At 57.5% G+C, this 15,764-nt stretch carries 14 protein-coding genes and 4 pseudogenes; 13 read left to right on the top strand and 5 right to left on the bottom strand.

All coding sequences use genetic code 11. The features are described from left to right. Positions 1-91: 91 nt before the first annotated feature. On the bottom strand, positions 92-427 hold the full coding sequence (locus B4968_RS03355; protein WP_083096655.1) for a DMT family transporter: 336 nt from the start codon (positions 425-427) through the stop codon (positions 92-94). A gap of 280 nt (positions 428-707) precedes the next feature. Between B4968_RS03355 and B4968_RS03350 the strand changes: the two genes are divergently transcribed. Beyond that, the gene (locus B4968_RS03350; RefSeq protein ID WP_083096608.1) at positions 708-1,514 is read left to right on the top strand and encodes a class II glutamine amidotransferase; all 807 of its coding nucleotides are present in this window, start codon (positions 708-710) and stop codon (positions 1,512-1,514) included. 11 nt (positions 1,515-1,525) lie between these two features. On the opposite strand, the gene B4968_RS03345 is transcribed toward B4968_RS03350, so the two are convergent. The 3 genes from B4968_RS03345 to B4968_RS03335 are packed head-to-tail and all read right to left on the bottom strand — an operon-like array spanning position 1,526 to position 3,587. Continuing rightward, positions 1,526-2,695 (bottom strand): HD domain-containing protein, encoded by a 1,170-nt coding sequence (locus B4968_RS03345; protein ID WP_083096605.1) that lies wholly within the window; start codon positions 2,693-2,695, stop codon positions 1,526-1,528. Continuing rightward, positions 2,692-2,934 carry a hypothetical protein gene (locus B4968_RS03340; protein WP_083096603.1) on the bottom strand — a complete coding sequence of 81 codons (243 nt, stop codon included), beginning with the start codon at positions 2,932-2,934 and terminating at the stop codon, positions 2,692-2,694. Before B4968_RS03340 ends, B4968_RS03345 begins: the two co-directional genes overlap by 4 nt. Then, a complete protein-coding gene (locus tag B4968_RS03335) occupies positions 2,934-3,587 on the bottom strand; it encodes an alpha/beta hydrolase (RefSeq protein WP_083096602.1) in 654 nt (217 codons plus the stop codon). Before B4968_RS03335 ends, B4968_RS03340 begins: the two co-directional genes overlap by 1 nt. Positions 3,588-3,777: 190 nt before the next feature. Here B4968_RS03335 and iscR point away from each other — a divergent pair. The 11 genes and pseudogenes from iscR to B4968_RS03285 all read left to right on the top strand — a co-directional run bounded on the left by iscR (position 3,778) and on the right by B4968_RS03285 (position 13,029). Then, positions 3,778-4,240, top strand: a pseudogene (gene iscR / locus B4968_RS03330) (Fe-S cluster assembly transcriptional regulator IscR). Between the two features lie 54 nt (positions 4,241-4,294). Next, on the top strand, positions 4,295-5,338 hold the full coding sequence (locus B4968_RS03325) for a cysteine desulfurase family protein (protein WP_083096600.1): 1,044 nt from the start codon (positions 4,295-4,297) through the stop codon (positions 5,336-5,338). A 15-nt stretch (positions 5,339-5,353) separates the two neighbouring features. Then, the gene (sufB, locus tag B4968_RS03320; RefSeq protein ID WP_083096653.1) at positions 5,354-6,874 is read left to right on the top strand and encodes a Fe-S cluster assembly protein SufB; all 1,521 of its coding nucleotides are present in this window, start codon (positions 5,354-5,356) and stop codon (positions 6,872-6,874) included. Between the two features lie 51 nt (positions 6,875-6,925). After that, positions 6,926-7,015: pseudogene (locus B4968_RS22945) on the top strand (heavy metal-binding domain-containing protein); the annotation flags it as partial. 50 nt (positions 7,016-7,065) lie between these two features. After that, positions 7,066-7,890, top strand: coding sequence for a polysaccharide pyruvyl transferase family protein (locus tag B4968_RS03315; RefSeq protein WP_083096598.1), 825 nt, complete (start codon positions 7,066-7,068; stop codon positions 7,888-7,890). Between the two features lie 34 nt (positions 7,891-7,924). Beyond that, the gene (gene sufC / locus B4968_RS03310; protein ID WP_083096596.1) at positions 7,925-8,680 is read left to right on the top strand and encodes a Fe-S cluster assembly ATPase SufC; all 756 of its coding nucleotides are present in this window, start codon (positions 7,925-7,927) and stop codon (positions 8,678-8,680) included. Between the two features lies 1 nt (position 8,681). After that, on the top strand, positions 8,682-9,962 hold the full coding sequence (locus B4968_RS03305) for a SufB/SufD family protein (protein ID WP_083096594.1): 1,281 nt from the start codon (positions 8,682-8,684) through the stop codon (positions 9,960-9,962). Further along, positions 9,963-10,459: pseudogene (locus tag B4968_RS03300) on the top strand (YIP1 family protein). It abuts the gene before it with no gap. Then, entirely contained in the window at positions 10,456-11,049 is a 594-nt protein-coding gene (locus tag B4968_RS03295; protein ID WP_083096589.1) for a Yip1 family protein, read from the top strand. Before B4968_RS03300 ends, B4968_RS03295 begins: the two are co-directional and overlap by 4 nt. Further along, positions 11,042-12,262 (top strand): cysteine desulfurase, encoded by a 1,221-nt coding sequence (locus B4968_RS03290; protein WP_083096587.1) that lies wholly within the window; start codon positions 11,042-11,044, stop codon positions 12,260-12,262. The genes B4968_RS03295 and B4968_RS03290 overlap by 8 nt, the downstream gene beginning before the upstream one ends. 23 nt (positions 12,263-12,285) lie before the next feature. After that, positions 12,286-13,029 (top strand): glycosyltransferase family 2 protein, encoded by a 744-nt coding sequence (locus B4968_RS03285; protein ID WP_083096585.1) that lies wholly within the window; start codon positions 12,286-12,288, stop codon positions 13,027-13,029. A 93-nt stretch (positions 13,030-13,122) separates the two neighbouring features. Here B4968_RS03285 and B4968_RS03280 read toward each other — a convergent pair. After that, positions 13,123-14,678, bottom strand: a pseudogene (locus B4968_RS03280) (trimethylamine methyltransferase family protein). A gap of 443 nt (positions 14,679-15,121) precedes the next feature. Between B4968_RS03280 and B4968_RS03275 the strand changes: the two are divergent. Beyond that, a complete protein-coding gene (locus B4968_RS03275; protein ID WP_139792559.1) occupies positions 15,122-15,649 on the top strand; it encodes a hypothetical protein in 528 nt (175 codons plus the stop codon). Positions 15,650-15,764: the final 115 nt, after the last annotated feature.

Genomic DNA, 15,764 nt, shown 5'->3' with positions numbered 1-15,764 from the left:
TGATCTGCCTGCTTTCGACCCTTAGCCCTGTGCATCTCATCCTGTGCGCGGCACCTGAAGCGGCGCCTGAAACGGCCTGCCTAGGGACCGGCTAGTGACGGGAGGAGGAGGAAAAGAGATGTATGACCAGCACTCCGGCAAGGATCAAACCGATGCCTATCAGGGCAGGCAGATCGAGCCGCTGGCCAAACATCACGAGGCCAATCAGGGCGATCAGCACAATCCCCAGCCCGGCCCAGATCGCATAAACCAGACCAACCGGCATGAATTTGAGCGTCTGCCCCAGCATGTAAAACGAAAACCCATAGGCGACCAGGACCAGCAATGAGGGGCCAAGCCGGGTGAACTGCTGGCTCGCCTGCAGGGCTGTGGTGCCTATGGTCTCTGCGATCACGGCAACGATCAGATAGAGGTAATGTAGGGGCATGCCCATGATCCTTTTTTCAGGCTGAACCACTGTTTTGCAGGCTGAACACCTGTCCTGCTCCCTCGCCATAGCCGACGACAGAGGGTGAAAACAGTCTGGAAACGGCAGAATTTTTACTTTTTCACGCTAGGCTTTGCCAATCCTTTTGCCGCCCTTTTGCCGCGTATGGAATTTGCACAAATGAACAGGTCCCTGTGCAAGGCGGCGGATCGACCAGAGTTTCACCCCGCGCTATCAGCGCACCGTCGCAGAGCCAACCACTCACAGGAGTTCACGTAATATGTGTCGCTGGGCCGCCTATCTCGGATCACCGATCTTTCTTGAGGATGTCATTTGTCGCCCTGGTCACTCTCTCGTGGCACAAAGCCAGCAGGCAGCAGAGTGCAAAACCCGGACCAATGGTGACGGGTTTGGCGTCGCCTGGTACGACACAAGGGCAGAGCCCGGGTTGTACCGCGATGTTTATCCCGCCTGGTCCGATACCAACCTGCGCGCGCTGGCGCATCAGGTGCGCTCGGGGCTGTTTTTGTCGCATGTGCGGGCCTCAACCGGCTCTGCCATCAGTCGCAACAATTGCCACCCCTTTGCCGCCGGGCGCTGGTCGTTCATGCACAATGGTCAGGTGGGCGGTTTTGACAGTTTCCGCCGCCATGGCGATATGTGTATCCCGGATCAGCTCTACCAGCACCGCAAGGGGGCAACTGACAGTGAGGTTCTGTTTCTGCTGGCGCTGAATGAGGGCCTGGATCACGACCCTTTGGCGGCGATGGAGCGGGCTGTGGCCAAAATGGAGGCTCTGTCTCGGGCGCGGGGCACAACGCCGCATATGCGGCTTTCGGCGGCCTTTTCAGATGGGGAGCGCCTTTATGCGGCGCGCCATTCCTCAGATCATATCGCGCCCTCGCTATACTATCGCTGGAGCGCGTCACATCAGGGCTGGGCCGTGGTCTCAGAACCACTAGAGCAAAATCAGCAGGGCTGGAATGAGTTGCCGGCAGGGGGCTTTCTGACGCTCAGCCAGGATAAGGTTCTGGTGCAAGGTTTCGAGCCGGCACGCCAGAGAGTCACCCCTGACCGTGCAGGGTAAATTCGTGCTGCTCAGCTGGTGTGATTTACATCAAACCAAGGGGTTATCTCGGTGCGTACATGTAGCCAGACCGCAGGAGCGCCCCGGGTGACTTTGGTGCCAACCCTGTCTTCGACCTGCTGCAGGCTGACGTTGTAGTCGATCCAGCTGCCACCGCCATTTTGCAAATTCAACAGCACGGGCTGCACCCGGTCTATCGCTTTGGCAAAGACCGCATCGGGGCTTTCGGCCGCTTCGAACTCATCCCAAAGCCGGTGAAACGCGGCCCCCTGTTCCTCTGGCAGCAGGCCGAACAGCCTTTTGGCTGCCGCCTGCTCCAGCGCGATTTGCGCCGCCTGTGCATCAGGCGATTGTGCGCCGTGAATAGGTGTGTCACCGGCGTCGACCTCAACAATATCATGCAGCAGTAACATCTGCAGAACCCGGTCGAGGTCAATTTCAGCTGTGGCGTATTCTCCCAGAATCCAGCCGTACAGCATGATGTGCCAGCTGTGTTCTGCCGAGTTCTCTTGCCGCGAGCCATCGCCAAGGCGGGTGGCGCGTAAAATGGTCTTGAGCCCATCGGCCTGATTGAGGAAGGGCAGGCGCTGGGTCAGCGCAGTACTGTCGTGCGCAACCTCGTGGCCCAGCAGGGAGATCCCGTGGAAATAGGCCTCTGGAAAGCCGTGCTGCAACGCGGTGGCCCGGCCGCGAAACAGGTTTTCGCGCACCACATCGATGTGGTCGGGCAGAGGGGATGCACCATAAAGGGTCTGAAAAATGGGCTGGCAGTGATCCAGCCGTTTGGCAAATTTTGCCTCCGGGCTTTCAGCCTGCTCAAATTCCAGCCAAAGCGCATGCAGGGCCGCGCCCTGGTCCTGTGGCAACAGGCCAAACAGCCGCACTGCGGCTGCTTGTTCGGCCTGCTCTACCGCCGCCCAGTCGACCGCGTCATGGATGGGGTGATCTCCGGCGTCAATCTCAACCAGATCATGCAGCAAAAGCATCTGAATAACCCGGGCGATATCGACCTGCTGGTCGGCAAACGGCGCCAGGACAAGCGCGTAGAGCGCCAGATGCCAACTGTGTTCGGCAGAATTTTCCCGCCGGGAGCAATCCAGAATCAGGTTCTGTCGTTCGATACTCCGAAGGCGATCTGCTTCCTGCAAAAAGGTGAACTGTGCCTTTAGGCGTTGGCTCATTTACCGGCTTTCTCTTCGAGACTGCTTTGCACCTGCGCCAGTTTGGCGCTGATAAACTCGCGTGCCTTGCGTTCCGCAAGCCGGACACGGATTTCGGTCAGAAAGGCTTCTTCCAGGGATTGCGAGGCCGCCCCAAGAACCTGGGCGACCTCCATGTAAAAGCGATCCTCGCCAATGGCGTCCTGAACCTTGAGGGTATCGACCGCCAGCTTTTCTCCCAGCGTTTCGATTGTTCCCATCAGCGTGTGTTCTCGGTCAGGCGACGTTTCACATAGTCGGTGGTGTGCCCCATCAGCGTATCCATATGATCGCCCTGGAAGAAGTGATCGGCACCTTCTACCTCGGTATGGGTGACGGTGATGCCTTTTTGCTCGTGCAGTTTGTTAACCAGATTGACCGTATCGGCGGGCGGCGCCACGCGATCAGCACTGCCGTTGATGATCAGGCCAGAGGCCGGGCAGGGCGCCAGGAACGAAAAGTCATACATATTGGCAGGTGGTGCCACCGAAATAAAGCCGGTGATCTCTGGGCGGCGCATCAACAGCTGCATGCCGATCCAGGCGCCAAAAGAAAAACCGGCAACCCAGCAATGCTTGGAGTTGTTGTTCATCGACTGCAGGTAGTCGAGCGCAGAGGCCGCGTCAGACAGCTCACCAATACCCTGATCATATTCACCCTGCGAGCGGCCTACACCACGGAAATTGAACCGCAAAACGGTAAAGCCCATGTTGTAAAACGCGTAGTGCAGGTTGTAGACGACCTTGTTGTTCATTGTGCCGCCAAACTGCGGATGCGGATGCAGCACGATGGCGATGGGCGCGTCTTTTTCTTTTTGGGGGTGATAGCGGCCTTCCAGGCGGCCTTCGGGTCCGGGAAAAATGACCTCAGGCATGGGTGGGTGGATCCTATTCTCATTTTCTGCAGATGTTGGTCAGGAATACTTGACGAATTCCATCAGCCATCTTAGAACAATTCTAATTGCTGGCGCAGGCCATTGCATTGCACCGTTACGCTGAGATACGCACTCACGGCTATAAGGTCAATGTTTTCGCGTCTGAACTGACGTTTGGAGAGATGGAAAGATGAAGCTTTCTACCAAAGGGCGCTATGCGATGGTCGCGCTGGCAGATATTGCGCTGCAGCCCGAGGGCTCATTGGTTGTCCTTGGGGATATTTCCAAGCGGCAGAATGTGTCTTTGCCTTATCTGGAGCAGTTGTTTGTAAAACCTGCGTCGCGCTGAACTGGTGGCCTCTGTGCGGGGCCCCGGCGGCGGCTATCGTCTGGCGCGCCCTCCTTCTGAAATCCGCGTTGTCGATATTCTGAGCGCGGTTGATGAAACGGTTGACGCCATGCACAAGGGGGCAGGTGCGTCTGGGGCGACAAGCGGCAGTCGGGCACAGTCTTTGACCAACCGTCTTTGGGAAAGCCTCAGCGCGCATGTTTATGTCTTTTTGCACCAGACAAGACTGTCGGATGTGATCCAGAACGATTTGGCCCCCTGTCCGGCTGTGCCGAACCTTTTCTCGGTCGTAGACGCGGAATAGCCAGGATATGGAGTATGTTTGCAAAGACCAGCCCTTGTTGGAAAAGGTGACTCCATGAAGCGGGTTTATCTGGACCACAACGCAACGACGCCGCTTCATTCCGAGGCGCGTGCGGCAATGATTGCGGCGATGGACTATTGCGGCAATCCCTCTTCGGTGCATGCTGAAGGGCGCGCTGCCAAGGCGATTGTTGAGCGTGCCCGTGGCCAGATTGCCGCCGCGATTGGCGCGGATGGCGCGGATATTGTCTTCACCTCGGGCTCGACCGAGGGGGCGTCGCTGGCTCTGGCTGGGCGCAACCTACATGGCGCCCCGGTTGAGCATGACGCCGTAAGGGCCTGGATTAAAGAGGATCTTGCCGTGTCCGCTGCCGGAGCTGTAGAGGTTTTGTCTCCTGAGGCATCAACGCTGCAGCTGGCAAATTCTGAAACGGGTGTGGTGCAGGAGCTGCCCCAGGGACTGGCCGTGAGCGATGTTACGCAGGCCTTTGGCAAGCTGCCCTTTGCGTTCAACTGGCTTGGGGTGCAGATGGCGCTGATTTCTGCTCATAAGCTGGGCGGGCCAAAAGGCGTTGGTGCGCTGGTGATGCCACGGGGCACCGATCTTTTGGCGCAGATTCGTGGCGGTGGCCAGGAAATGGGTCGGCGCTCGCGGACCGAGAATGTTATCGGAATTGCCGGATTTGGTGCTGCCGCCGAGGCCGCCGCCCGGCAATTGGCCGATGGCACCTGGGAGCGGGTGCAGATGCTGCGCGATCTGATGGAAGAATCCCTTGTGGCTGGCGCCCCAGAGCTTATTTGTGAAGGCAAAGGCGGCAAGCGGCTGCCCAATACGTCCTGTTTTGCCGTGCCCGGCTGGAAGGGTGAAACACAGGTCATGCAGATGGACCTTGCTGGTTTTGCCATCAGCGCCGGATCGGCCTGTTCCAGCGGCAAGGTGCGTGCCAGTGCCGTGCTGACGGCGATGGGATTTGACGAAGAGACCGCCCAGGGCGCCGTACGCGTGTCCCTCGGGCCGACCACAACAAAAGAAGATGTGCTGCGCTTTGCTGATGCGTGGCTCCAGAAACACAAGAAACATCGCGCCCGTGTTGCGTGAATGCAGGAGGTAATCATGGCCGCTTTGGACCAGACCCAAGTCAAAGAAGGTGTTGACCAGGAAACCGTGGACGCGGTGAAAGAGGTGAGCACCTACAAATACGGCTGGGAAACAGAGATCGAGATGGAATACGCCCCCAAGGGGCTGAACACCGATATTGTCCGCTTGATCTCTGAAAAGAACGACGAGCCTGAGTGGATGCTGAACTGGCGTCTTGAGGCCTATGAGCGCTGGCTGCAAAAAGAAGAGCCAACCTGGGCCATGGTCGACTATCCTGAAATCGATTTCCAGGACCAGTATTACTATGCCCGTCCGAAATCGATGGAAGTGAAGCCAAAATCGCTGGATGAGGTCGACCCCAAGCTGCTGGAAACCTACAAAAAGCTTGGCATCCCTCTGAAAGAGCAGATGATTCTTGCTGGCGTCGAGGGCGCTGAGGATATGCCCGCTGAGGGACGCAAGGTCGCTGTTGATGCGGTTTTTGACTCTGTTTCTGTGGGCACCACCTTTCAGGCAGAGCTGAGAAAAGCCGGTGTGATCTTCTGCTCGATCTCGGAAGCGATCAAGGACCACCCCGAGCTGGTCAAGAAATACCTCGGCACCGTGGTGCCTGTCTCGGACAACTACTACGCGACGCTGAACTCGGCCGTGTTCTCCGATGGCTCGTTTGTTTACATCCCACCCGGCGTGCGCTGCCCGATGGAGCTGTCCACCTATTTCCGTATCAACGCGGAAAACACCGGCCAGTTTGAGCGCACCCTGATCATCGCCGACAAGGGCTCATACGTCAGCTACCTTGAGGGCTGCACCGCGCCGGCCCGTGATATCGCCCAGCTGCACGCCGCTGTGGTCGAGATCATCATCGAAGAAGATGCCGAGGTGAAATATTCCACGGTACAGAACTGGTATCCCGGCGATGAGAACGGCAAGGGCGGTATCTATAATTTCGTCACCAAACGTGCCGATTGCCGCGGTGACCGGGCCAAGATCATGTGGACCCAGGTGGAAACTGGCTCTGCTGTGACCTGGAAATACCCCTCCTGCATTCTGCGCGGCAATGAGAGCCAGGGCGAGTTCTACTCGATCGCTATTGCCAACAATATGCAGCAGGCCGACACCGGCACCAAGATGATCCACCTTGGCCGCGAGACCAAATCGCGTATTGTTTCCAAGGGCATCTCGGCCGGTAAGGCGCAGAACACCTATCGGGGTCTGGTCTCGATGCACCCCAAGGCGAAGAACAGCCGTAACTTTACCCAGTGCGACAGCCTGCTGATCGGCGACAAATGTGGTGCGCACACGGTGCCCTATATCGAGGTGAAGAATAACTCATCCCGGGTCGAGCACGAGGCGACCACCTCCAAGGTGGACGATGAGCAGCTGTTCTATTGCCGCCAGCGCGGCATCGGCGAAGAGGACGCGGTGGCCCTGGTGGTCAACGGTTTCTGCAAGGACGTGCTGCAGGCGCTGCCGATGGAGTTCGCCATGGAAGCACAGCAACTGGTGGCAATCTCGCTGGAGGGTTCGGTCGGCTAACGCCGCGCTGTAGGCTAGGACACCCGTTCAACGCGCTGAGGAGTGATTTCCATGATCGTTACAACCACACCCTCGATCGAGGGATATCAGATTGCAGACGACAAAGGCATCGTTGTGGGCGCGGCCATCATGGGCGGCAATTCCATGCTGATGGTTTCGGCCAGCGGCACAGCAGTGGTGATCGGTTAAGCATGACCTCAGTGACCTCTCACAACGCACCTTTGCAGCTGTTTTGGTGGAAAGGCGTCGCCAATTTTGGCGACGCGCTCTCCGCCATTGTGGTTGCACATATGTGCGGGCGTGAGGTGGTGCATCGGGGGCCCGGCATGGCCGATCTTTACGCTGTGGGCTCGCTGTTGCAGATCGCGCGCCGTAAGTTTTCTGAAAAGAAAACCTATAGCAAGAAACCGTGGATTTGGGGCAGTGGCCTGCTTCATGCTGTGCCGCAGGACTTTTTGGGCAATGTTCACATCGCCCTGCTGCGTGGGCCGATTACGGCGTCTTTGTTGGGGATCAAAACCGACCAGTTCGGCGATCCGGGTCTGCTGATCTCAGAGATTCTGCCAGCGGCCTCTGCAAAAACGCACCGTATTGGTCTGGTGCCGCATCACAGTCAGGTTGCGGATCCCGAGGTTCTGGCCCTTGTGCAAAGCAGCGATGACTTTTTGCTGATCGACCCCATGCAGGATGCCGCAACCGCCTGTCAGCAGATCAGTGCCTGCGACCAGATCTATGCCTCCTCCCTGCATGGGCTGATCACGGCCGATTCTTATGGGGTGCCCTCGACCTGGGTGTCTCCCGGCGATCAGGCTCACCTGAAATACTATGATTATGCGGCCTCGATCGGGCGGCCGATGATTTCGCCGCTTGCCTGGGATCAGATCCCAACGCATGCAAAGACCAAAACGAAACAGGCAGAGTTGACCTACAGCGCCGGCATCGCCCGCGCAAAGGTGGCCCTGCGCAACAGCTTTCCGGCGCATCTCAGCGCCCCCCAGAACACAGGCACCGCATAACAGTCGGCGCCCCGAGAAAAGAGACGAGGAAAAAATGCTCGAAATCAAAAACTTGCACGTCAAACTTGAAGACGAAGACAAGCAGATCCTGAATGGTTTGGATCTGACGGTTGAGGCCGGCAAAGTGCACGCGATCATGGGGCCAAACGGCTCTGGTAAATCGACCCTGTCCTACGTGCTGTCGGGCCGCGATGGCTATGAGGTCACCGAAGGCAGTGCCACGCTCGAAGGCGAAGACCTGCTGGAGATGGAGCCGGAAGAGCGCGCAGCGGCCGGTATTTTCCTGGCCTTCCAATACCCGGTTGAAATCCCCGGTGTCGGTAACATGACCTTCTTGCGTACGGCGATGAATTCCCAGCGCAAAGCGCGCGGCGAGGAGGAGCTGTCGGCGGCAGATTTCCTTAAAATGGTCCGCGCCAAGGCGAAGGATCTGAAGATCGACGCCGATATGCTGAAACGCCCTGTCAATGTAGGCTTTTCCGGCGGTGAGAAAAAGCGCAATGAAATCCTGCAGATGGCGATGCTGGAGCCAAAGATGTGCATTCTGGACGAGACGGACTCAGGTCTTGACGTCGATGCCATGAAACTGGTGGCCGAAGGCGTCAACGCGCTGCGCGACGAGGGCCGTGGCTTTTTGGTTATCACCCACTATCAGCGTCTGCTGGACCATATCAAACCTGACGTAGTGCATATTCTGGCCGGTGGCCGGATCGTGAAAACCGGCGGCCCAGAGCTGGCGCTGGAAGTCGAAAACAACGGCTATGCCGGTATTCTGGCAGAGGTGTCCTGAAATGGCTCTTGCTGATGTGAAACAAAGTGCCACCGAGGCGCGGCTTGCCGCGCTCAGCATGCCGGAAGGCGGCTGCCTCGCAGCCTCGCGTAAGGCGGCCCTGTCGCGGGTGCAAACCCTGGGTCTGCCCGGGCGTCGCGATGAGTATTGGAAATACACGCGCCCCGAAACACTGACCGCCGCCGAGGCCCCAAAGGCCTCGGTCTTTGCCTCGGATGAGGCGCCAATGTTCAATGAATTCGACCGCTTGCAGGTCGTGTTTGTTGATGGTGTCTTTGATGCTGACGCCTCGGATGATCTCAGCCTTGAAGGTGTCACGATCGACCGGATCGCCGATATCTGCGCTCAGGACATTCACTGGGCCAAGGACCTCTATGGCGTTCTTGAGGCCCGTGGTCAGTCGCCGGTGGCGCGCCCGCTGGCCGCGCTGAATACGGCCTTTGCCCAGGACGGTGTTGCCATCCATGTGACCGGCACGCCAAGAAAGCCGATCAATCTCGTCTATGTGCATTCTGCCGAGATCTCAGACGCCATCCTGCACCATGTGATCCGTGTTGAGGCCGGAGCCGAGGCGACGATCCTGGAAAACGGGCCTGCGGCCTCGCGGTTTAACAACTGCATGGAGGTCGATATTGCCGACACAGGTAAGCTGCATCTGGTGCGTGCTCAGGGGCGTGACCATGAACGCCGTGCGGTGACACATATGTTTGCGCGCCTTGGCTCTGAATCTGTGTTCAAAAGCTTTTCCCTCACGGTCAACGGCATTTTGACCCGTAACGAGGCGGTGATTGAGCTGTTGGGAGATGACGCGATTGCGCATGTTGCCGGCGCCTGTGTTGGCGATGGTGAAGTCCATCACGATGACACGGTGTTCATCACCCATGATGCGGTAAATTGCGAAAGCCGTCAGGTGTTCAAAAAGGTTTTGCGCAATGGGGCCACAGGCGTGTTCCAGGGCAAGATTTTGGTGAAGAAAGACGCTCAAAAGACCGATGGCTATCAGATCAGTCAGGCGCTTTTGTTGGATGATGACAGTCAGTTCCTGGCAAAACCTGAACTGGAAATCTATGCCGACGACGTGATCTGCTCGCATGGGTCCACCACGGGTGCTATCGACGAAGAAGCGCTGTTTTATCTCCGCTCACGTGGCATTTCCACCGGCGAGGCCACGGACCTTTTGACCCTGGCGTTTCTTGCTGAAGCGGTCGACGAGGTTGAAGACCGCGAAATGGCCGATGCCATTGTTGCCCGCCTCGAAGGCTGGCTGTCCCGGCGTCGCTAAATGGCGGGCACTGGAGATATCCTGGCGACCTACAGGGGGCCGCGTCGCGTTTTTCGCGCCTCCTGGCCATGGGAACACGTGAGGATCGCCTTTTGGCGATCCTGATGGCTGGCTGTGCTTTGATGTTCATCTCGCGGATGCCAGGCTTGGCCCGTGAGGCGCATCTGACGGGGCAGGAACAAAGCATGCTGTTGAGCAACGCGTTGTTTGGCATCATCTTTGTGGCCCCTTTGGCGATGTATGGCCTGGCTCTTGTGCTGCATCTGCTGGCCCGAGGCCTGCGTGGCACGGGCGAGGCCTATGCGGCGCGCTTGGCCTTATTCTGGACCTTTCTCGCCGCCAGCCCTTTGATGTTGTTGAATGGACTGGTTGCAGGCATGATCGGCCCCGGAACGCCGCTTACCCTCGTTGGTGGGCTGTGGTTTTCGGTATTTTTGTGGTTCGGGATCTCCGGCATGTATCAGGGCTATTGGGGAAAATCGCAGGTGTCAGCATGAGTTTCCTATGGTCCTTTGTCATTTTGACGCTGCGCCAACCTGGGGCTGCTGCGGGCAACATTTTGTTGCGGCAATGGCCGGCCGAGGCGGTTTGGACAGGGTTGCTGCTGGCGATTGCGCTCAATGTGCTGTTTTTTAGCTCTGTCAGCCTGTTCTTCCCTCTTGAAGGTGATCTGGTCACCCTCAACCTCATGCCGGATTCAATGGGCATCTCGATTTTCACCGCAGCCATCAGGAGCGTCGGTTTCGCCGCGGTCCTGACCCTTGGTGGGCGTTGGCTGGGCGGAACTGCGAGCTTTATGCCCATGCTTTCTCTTTTGGTCTGGCATCAGTTGGTACAGATTATCGCCTTGCTTGCTGTGATCCTGATCATGGCGTTCTCACCCTCTTTGGGGGCACTGTTTGCCCTTCTTGTCGGTGTGGTTTTGTTTTTTGTTCTGTTGAATTTTGTCAATGAAGCGCACGGGTTTGCCTCGCTCTGGCGGGCCTTTGCCGTGATTGTGATGGCGACGATCCTGATGTTCTTTGCCATGATTTTTGTCGTCGGCCTCATTGGCCCTGACTATCTGGGACTGCCTGAAAATGTATGATGTAGAAAAAATCCGCGCAGAGTTTCCGATCCTGTCCCGGCAGGTCAACGGCAAGCCGCTCACCTATCTGGACAATGGGGCCTCTGCCCAAAAACCCCAGGTGGTCATTGATGCAATCACTCAGGCATATTCTCAGGAATATTCAAATGTTCATCGGGGTTTGCACTACCTTTCTAATCTTGCCACCGAAAAATACGAAGGTGTTCGCGGCATCATTGCCAGGTTTCTGAATGCAGGTCACGAAGACCATATCGTGCTGAATTCCGGCACCACTGAGGGCATCAATATGGTGGCCTACAGCTGGGCGATGCAGCGGCTGGTGGCGGGCGATGAGATCCTGCTGTCCGGGATGGAGCATCATGCAAATATCGTGCCCTGGCATTTTTTGCGCGAACGGCAAGGCGTGGTGATCAAGTGGGTTGATACGGCCGCCGATGGCAGTCTTGACCCACAAGCTGTGATTGACGCGATCACCCCAAGAACTAAACTGATCGCCCTGACGCAGTGCTCTAATGTGTTGGGAACCGTGGTGGATATCAAGGCCGTGACCCAGGGCGCCCATGCAAAAGGTGTGCCGGTTCTGGTGGATGGCTCACAAAGTGCGGTGCATATGCCGGTGGATGTGCAGGACCTGGGCTGTGATTTCTTTGCCATCACCGGGCACAAACTCTATGGGCCGTCGGGGTCTGGTGCGATCTACGTGCACCCGGACCGCATGGGGGAAATGCGCCCCTGTCTTGGCGGCGGTGACATGATCCGCGAGGTGTCAAAAGAGGCCGTGGTCTACAATGATCCGCCCATGATGTTTGAGGCCGGAACCCCAGGGATCGTGCAGACAATCGGTCTTGGCGTGGCGCTGGAGCATATGATGGACCTGGGCATGGACAATATTGCCCGGCATGAGGCCACGCTGCGCGACTATGCGGCGGATCGGTTCAAAGAGTTGAACTGGCTGAATATCCAGGGGCAGACCGCTGATAAGGCATCTATTTTTAGCTTTACGCTTGATGGTGCCGCTCATGCCCATGACATCTCGACGATCCTTGACAAAAAAGGCGTCGCGGTGCGCGCCGGTCATCACTGTGCCGGCCCATTGATGGATCATCTTGGGGTGACGGCCACCTGTCGCGCCTCCTTTGGGCTGTATAACACCAAGGCCGAGGTCGACACGCTGATCGAAGCCCTTGAACTGGCACATGAACTTTTCGCCTGACATCCTGTTCCGGGAGCTTGCCGATGCCTCATCTCAGCCTCTGTATCCCGGCCTATTCCATGGGCGGAGAAGGCGCGGCATTTCTGGCCCAATCTTTCGAGGTACTCACGTCTCAAAGCTTTGACGATTTTGAGGTGGTTGTCTCTGATCAATCCGATGACGGGGCGGTGGCCGCTGTTTGTGAGGCCTATTCCGACCGGCTGTCTGTGCGTCACATCTGGAACCGGGACGGCAAGCGTCAGGCTTCCGCCAATGTGAACAAGGCCATGCGTCATGCGGAGGGCGAGATCGTCAAGATCCTGTTCCAAGATGATTATCTAAACGGCGACAGGGCCTTAGAGATCATTGTGAATGCCCTTGGCTCCGCTGGAAAGTGGCATCTTTGCGGATCTGGCGTCAGCCGGAATGGCGGGACTGTGGAGCGTGCGATGGTTCCGCGTCTGACCAGCAAATTGAAATTTGGCAAGAACACCGTCTCCAGCCCCTCGGTGCTGGCGATGCGGCGCGCCTGGCTTGAATTTTTTGACGAAGACCTGATCTGGTTGATGGATGTGGAGCTGTATCAACGGCTTTGGGATCATCTGGGCGATCCGGTAATCTCGCCTGAAACACTGGTGGTAAACCGGATCCATTCGGGGCAAGTCAGCGCCAGCGTTTCACCAGAACTCAGGCGGCAGGAGCTGCGCTATATGCGCGGCAAACAACAGGGGGCTTTGCAGCTCTCTTCCCGGATCGAGTATTGGCGGCAGCTGTTGAAAGCGCGTTAGAAAACAAATTTCTGAGGGTTGAGGTTAAAGTTAGCGCGCCCGCGTAAGTTGCGGTTTCAGCAGGCGGGGGCGGGCCATCGCCTGCTGTTTCGATTATGATCCCAGATGAATGTTAAAGCGCGCCCGGATTTCTGCGTCCAGTTCCGGCGGAAACCCTTGCGGCGGACCGCTCTGACAGAATTTGCTCTTTGCGGGCGACTGCCTTGTTGAGCAGATCGGGTTTGCCCAGTTCCACCCATTCTTTTGGCGAGGTCCGGTCGCCAAGTGCCGGATAGACAAAATCGGTCTGCATACGCCCCAGCGTCTGACTGGTGCCAAGGTAGTGACCGGGGCCGTTCAGGCACACATCCGCTATCTGATCCAGCGCCAGAGTTTCGTCACTGACCTCAATCCCGCGCACACAGCGCATCGCCTGGCCAATAAGATCGTCCCCCAAGATAAGGGATTCATGGCAAAAACCCAACAAAGATGCATGCATGCCTGCGGCCTCGTAGACCATGTTCAGCCCTGATAGTCCCGCCATGAGATTGGAGCACATCTGTTCCCATCCGGCCTGCATGTCGGGCAGTTTGGAATCTGCGATCCCGGCTGCCGCGCCACCGGGAAGACCACTTGATTTGTGCATCTGGGCACAGCCCGCAGACAAGAGCGCCTGCTCACCAGACCCGCCTGTCATCGCACCGCTGCGCAAATCAAGACCAAAGGGCCAGGTGCCAAAAATCGCGGGAGCGCCGGGTTTTACGGCATTTACATAAACCAGTCCCGCAAGGCATTCGGCAACGGCCTGGGTAATCGCACCTGCAATTGTTGAGGGCGCCGTGGCGCCTGCCATTCCTGCGGACAGAAGCAGGACGGGCATGCCATGTTTGATACATTCCTCCATCACTTCGCAACTTTCCGTTGCGAACTTCATCGGCGGCACGACAAAGCAATTGGAGTTGGACACAAACGGGCGTTCGCGCCACTTGTCTTTGTCGCCTGCAATCGTATGCAGCATTTCCATTGCCGGGGCGACAAAGCCGGGCTCGGAGAAGGATGTTCCGATGTGTTTCGTGGTTCCACAGGTGGTGGCATAGATCGAGTTCAGGTCCATCTCGAGGTTGTCGTAGATGTCACGACAGACCATAGGCCGTTGAACAAAATGAATATTGTCGAGTTTGTTGCAGATCCGTGCGGCGTCATGAAGATCCTGGACCGTTGATTCACGATAATGACGGCCCTCGACATCCACCATATGACCGCAGCACCCGCCGTGCCATAGTGAACCCGGTTTCCCGACAGCTCCAGGTCGTTTTGACCATCTCTGCTGTGTAAAACCATGGAACGATTTGCTTTTGTGAGCATATCCTCAACCAAAGCACGCGGGAACCGAATGCGGCCATCGTCGCCCAGAATGCAGCCCGCATTGGTCAGGTGTTGCACACCGCTAGGCGGGGCATCTGCCAGGCCGATCTGTTCCAGCGCGTCCAGTGCTGCCTTGTGGATGCGCTCAACGCCGTCCTGCGTCAGAGGTTTATAGGTACCGCCCTCCATCCCAGGGCGGATGGGGCGAGATGGGTGGGCAGGGCGCTGGCCCTGGCGCTGCGGCGGGCAGCGCGGCCACCGCTGCGGGCTGAGGAACGGGTAGGTGTGCCGGGTTGGTCTGTCATGCTGGGAAACCTTGATGCGAGGAGGAGCTATGTTGTTCAGATAAGAAAAAACAACAGCCCCATTGGGCGGCCCCGCGCAGCACGGCCACGGGCGGCGCCAATTGTACGCCAGATCACGGTCACTACGCTTCGTTCTGCCGGCATTTGAAAACCCTCGTGCAAGGTCTTTAGCCTTGGCGTTTTTCCCGCCCGTTTCTAGCGTGTTTGCGACCTATGTGGAAAATGCGGCAAGTATTTCATCTCTGGCCATCGGCCCGGGGCCTGAATTTTTGCCCGTTTCAGTTAGGAAATTTCATTTTTACAGTGTGTTAGCACCTGGTGCAAAACCCAGTCAAAAAGGGAACAAATCCCATGGGGCCGGAACAGGTCCTTAACCAATTTCACCGAGACTGAGGGCCTAGGGGTGTCGCACTTTGAATAGTGCAGAAATAGGGCAAGAAAGCATGCCAAGGGCTCAGACAAATTGGAAACATGCCGCGATTATTCTGTCAGCAGGCGGATTGTCTGCTCTGGCTCTGCCCGCGCGTTCTGGCGACTGGACCTCGACCTATTTTTCCTCGGAGCACAGCCCGTATCACAGCACAGCTGCAGGCGCCTTTCACGACTCCCAGTCCAGGATGGCGTTTTCTGCCGACAGGGACTATGGCGCGTTCGTTTTGGGAGGATCATTTTCCCGTGGTACCAGCCTGCACCATTTGGGTCTTTCGGGCAGTGCGGACACCGAGCAGGTAAATCTTCGCGCGGGCTATGATTTTGGCCGAAGCCTTGGCTATATCACCCTTGGGCAAGCCCAGGATCAGGGGGTAAACCAAACCGGTCAGGCGGAGACTCTGGGCATCGGGCTGCGGGTCTCGCTGAACCGGGCCTTGCAGCTCACGGGGGAGTTTGTGCATCACTCGCCCTCGGGCAACAACAGCACAGAGCCACAGGGCACAGACCGCATAACAGTCGGCGCAGCCTTTCAGTTTTAGGCTATAGCCTTGGCGCGGGGGAAAAGACATGCTAAGCCCTTGACCATGAACCAGACCCGTAGCCTCATTATTTGCTGTATTCCCTGCTGAAATCCTCAGCGGGCTGGTTTCTGTC

The organism is Pseudophaeobacter leonis, from assembly GCF_002087335.1.
Taxonomy (GTDB): domain Bacteria; phylum Pseudomonadota; class Alphaproteobacteria; order Rhodobacterales; family Rhodobacteraceae; genus Pseudophaeobacter; species Pseudophaeobacter leonis.
Note: the sequence above shows the minus strand (reverse complement) of the source record. Positions and strands in the feature narration are given on the sequence as shown.

Bases quoted from the DNA above. Each gene is read 5' to 3' on its own strand.
- B4968_RS03295 (WP_083096589.1), top strand. From the start codon at position 10,456: ATGAGTTTCCTATGGTCCTTTGTCATTTTGACGCTGCGCCAACCTGGG.
- B4968_RS03305 (WP_083096594.1), top strand. From the start codon at position 8,682: ATGGCTCTTGCTGATGTGAAACAAAGTGCCACCGAGGCGCGGCTTGCC.
- B4968_RS03275 (WP_139792559.1), top strand. From the start codon at position 15,122: ATGCCAAGGGCTCAGACAAATTGGAAACATGCCGCGATTATTCTGTCA.
- B4968_RS03345 (WP_083096605.1), bottom strand. From the start codon at position 2,695: ATGAGCCAACGCCTAAAGGCACAGTTCACCTTTTTGCAGGAAGCAGAT.
- sufC (WP_083096596.1), top strand. From the start codon at position 7,925: ATGCTCGAAATCAAAAACTTGCACGTCAAACTTGAAGACGAAGACAAG.
- B4968_RS03340 (WP_083096603.1), bottom strand. From the start codon at position 2,934: ATGGGAACAATCGAAACGCTGGGAGAAAAGCTGGCGGTCGATACCCTC.
- B4968_RS03335 (WP_083096602.1), bottom strand. From the start codon at position 3,587: ATGCCTGAGGTCATTTTTCCCGGACCCGAAGGCCGCCTGGAAGGCCGC.
- B4968_RS03350 (WP_083096608.1), top strand. From the start codon at position 708: ATGTGTCGCTGGGCCGCCTATCTCGGATCACCGATCTTTCTTGAGGAT.
- B4968_RS03290 (WP_083096587.1), top strand. From the start codon at position 11,042: ATGTATGATGTAGAAAAAATCCGCGCAGAGTTTCCGATCCTGTCCCGG.
- B4968_RS03285 (WP_083096585.1), top strand. From the start codon at position 12,286: ATGCCTCATCTCAGCCTCTGTATCCCGGCCTATTCCATGGGCGGAGAA.
- B4968_RS03355 (WP_083096655.1), bottom strand. From the start codon at position 427: ATGCCCCTACATTACCTCTATCTGATCGTTGCCGTGATCGCAGAGACC.
- B4968_RS03325 (WP_083096600.1), top strand. From the start codon at position 4,295: ATGAAGCGGGTTTATCTGGACCACAACGCAACGACGCCGCTTCATTCC.
- sufB (WP_083096653.1), top strand. From the start codon at position 5,354: ATGGCCGCTTTGGACCAGACCCAAGTCAAAGAAGGTGTTGACCAGGAA.
- B4968_RS03315 (WP_083096598.1), top strand. From the start codon at position 7,066: ATGACCTCAGTGACCTCTCACAACGCACCTTTGCAGCTGTTTTGGTGG.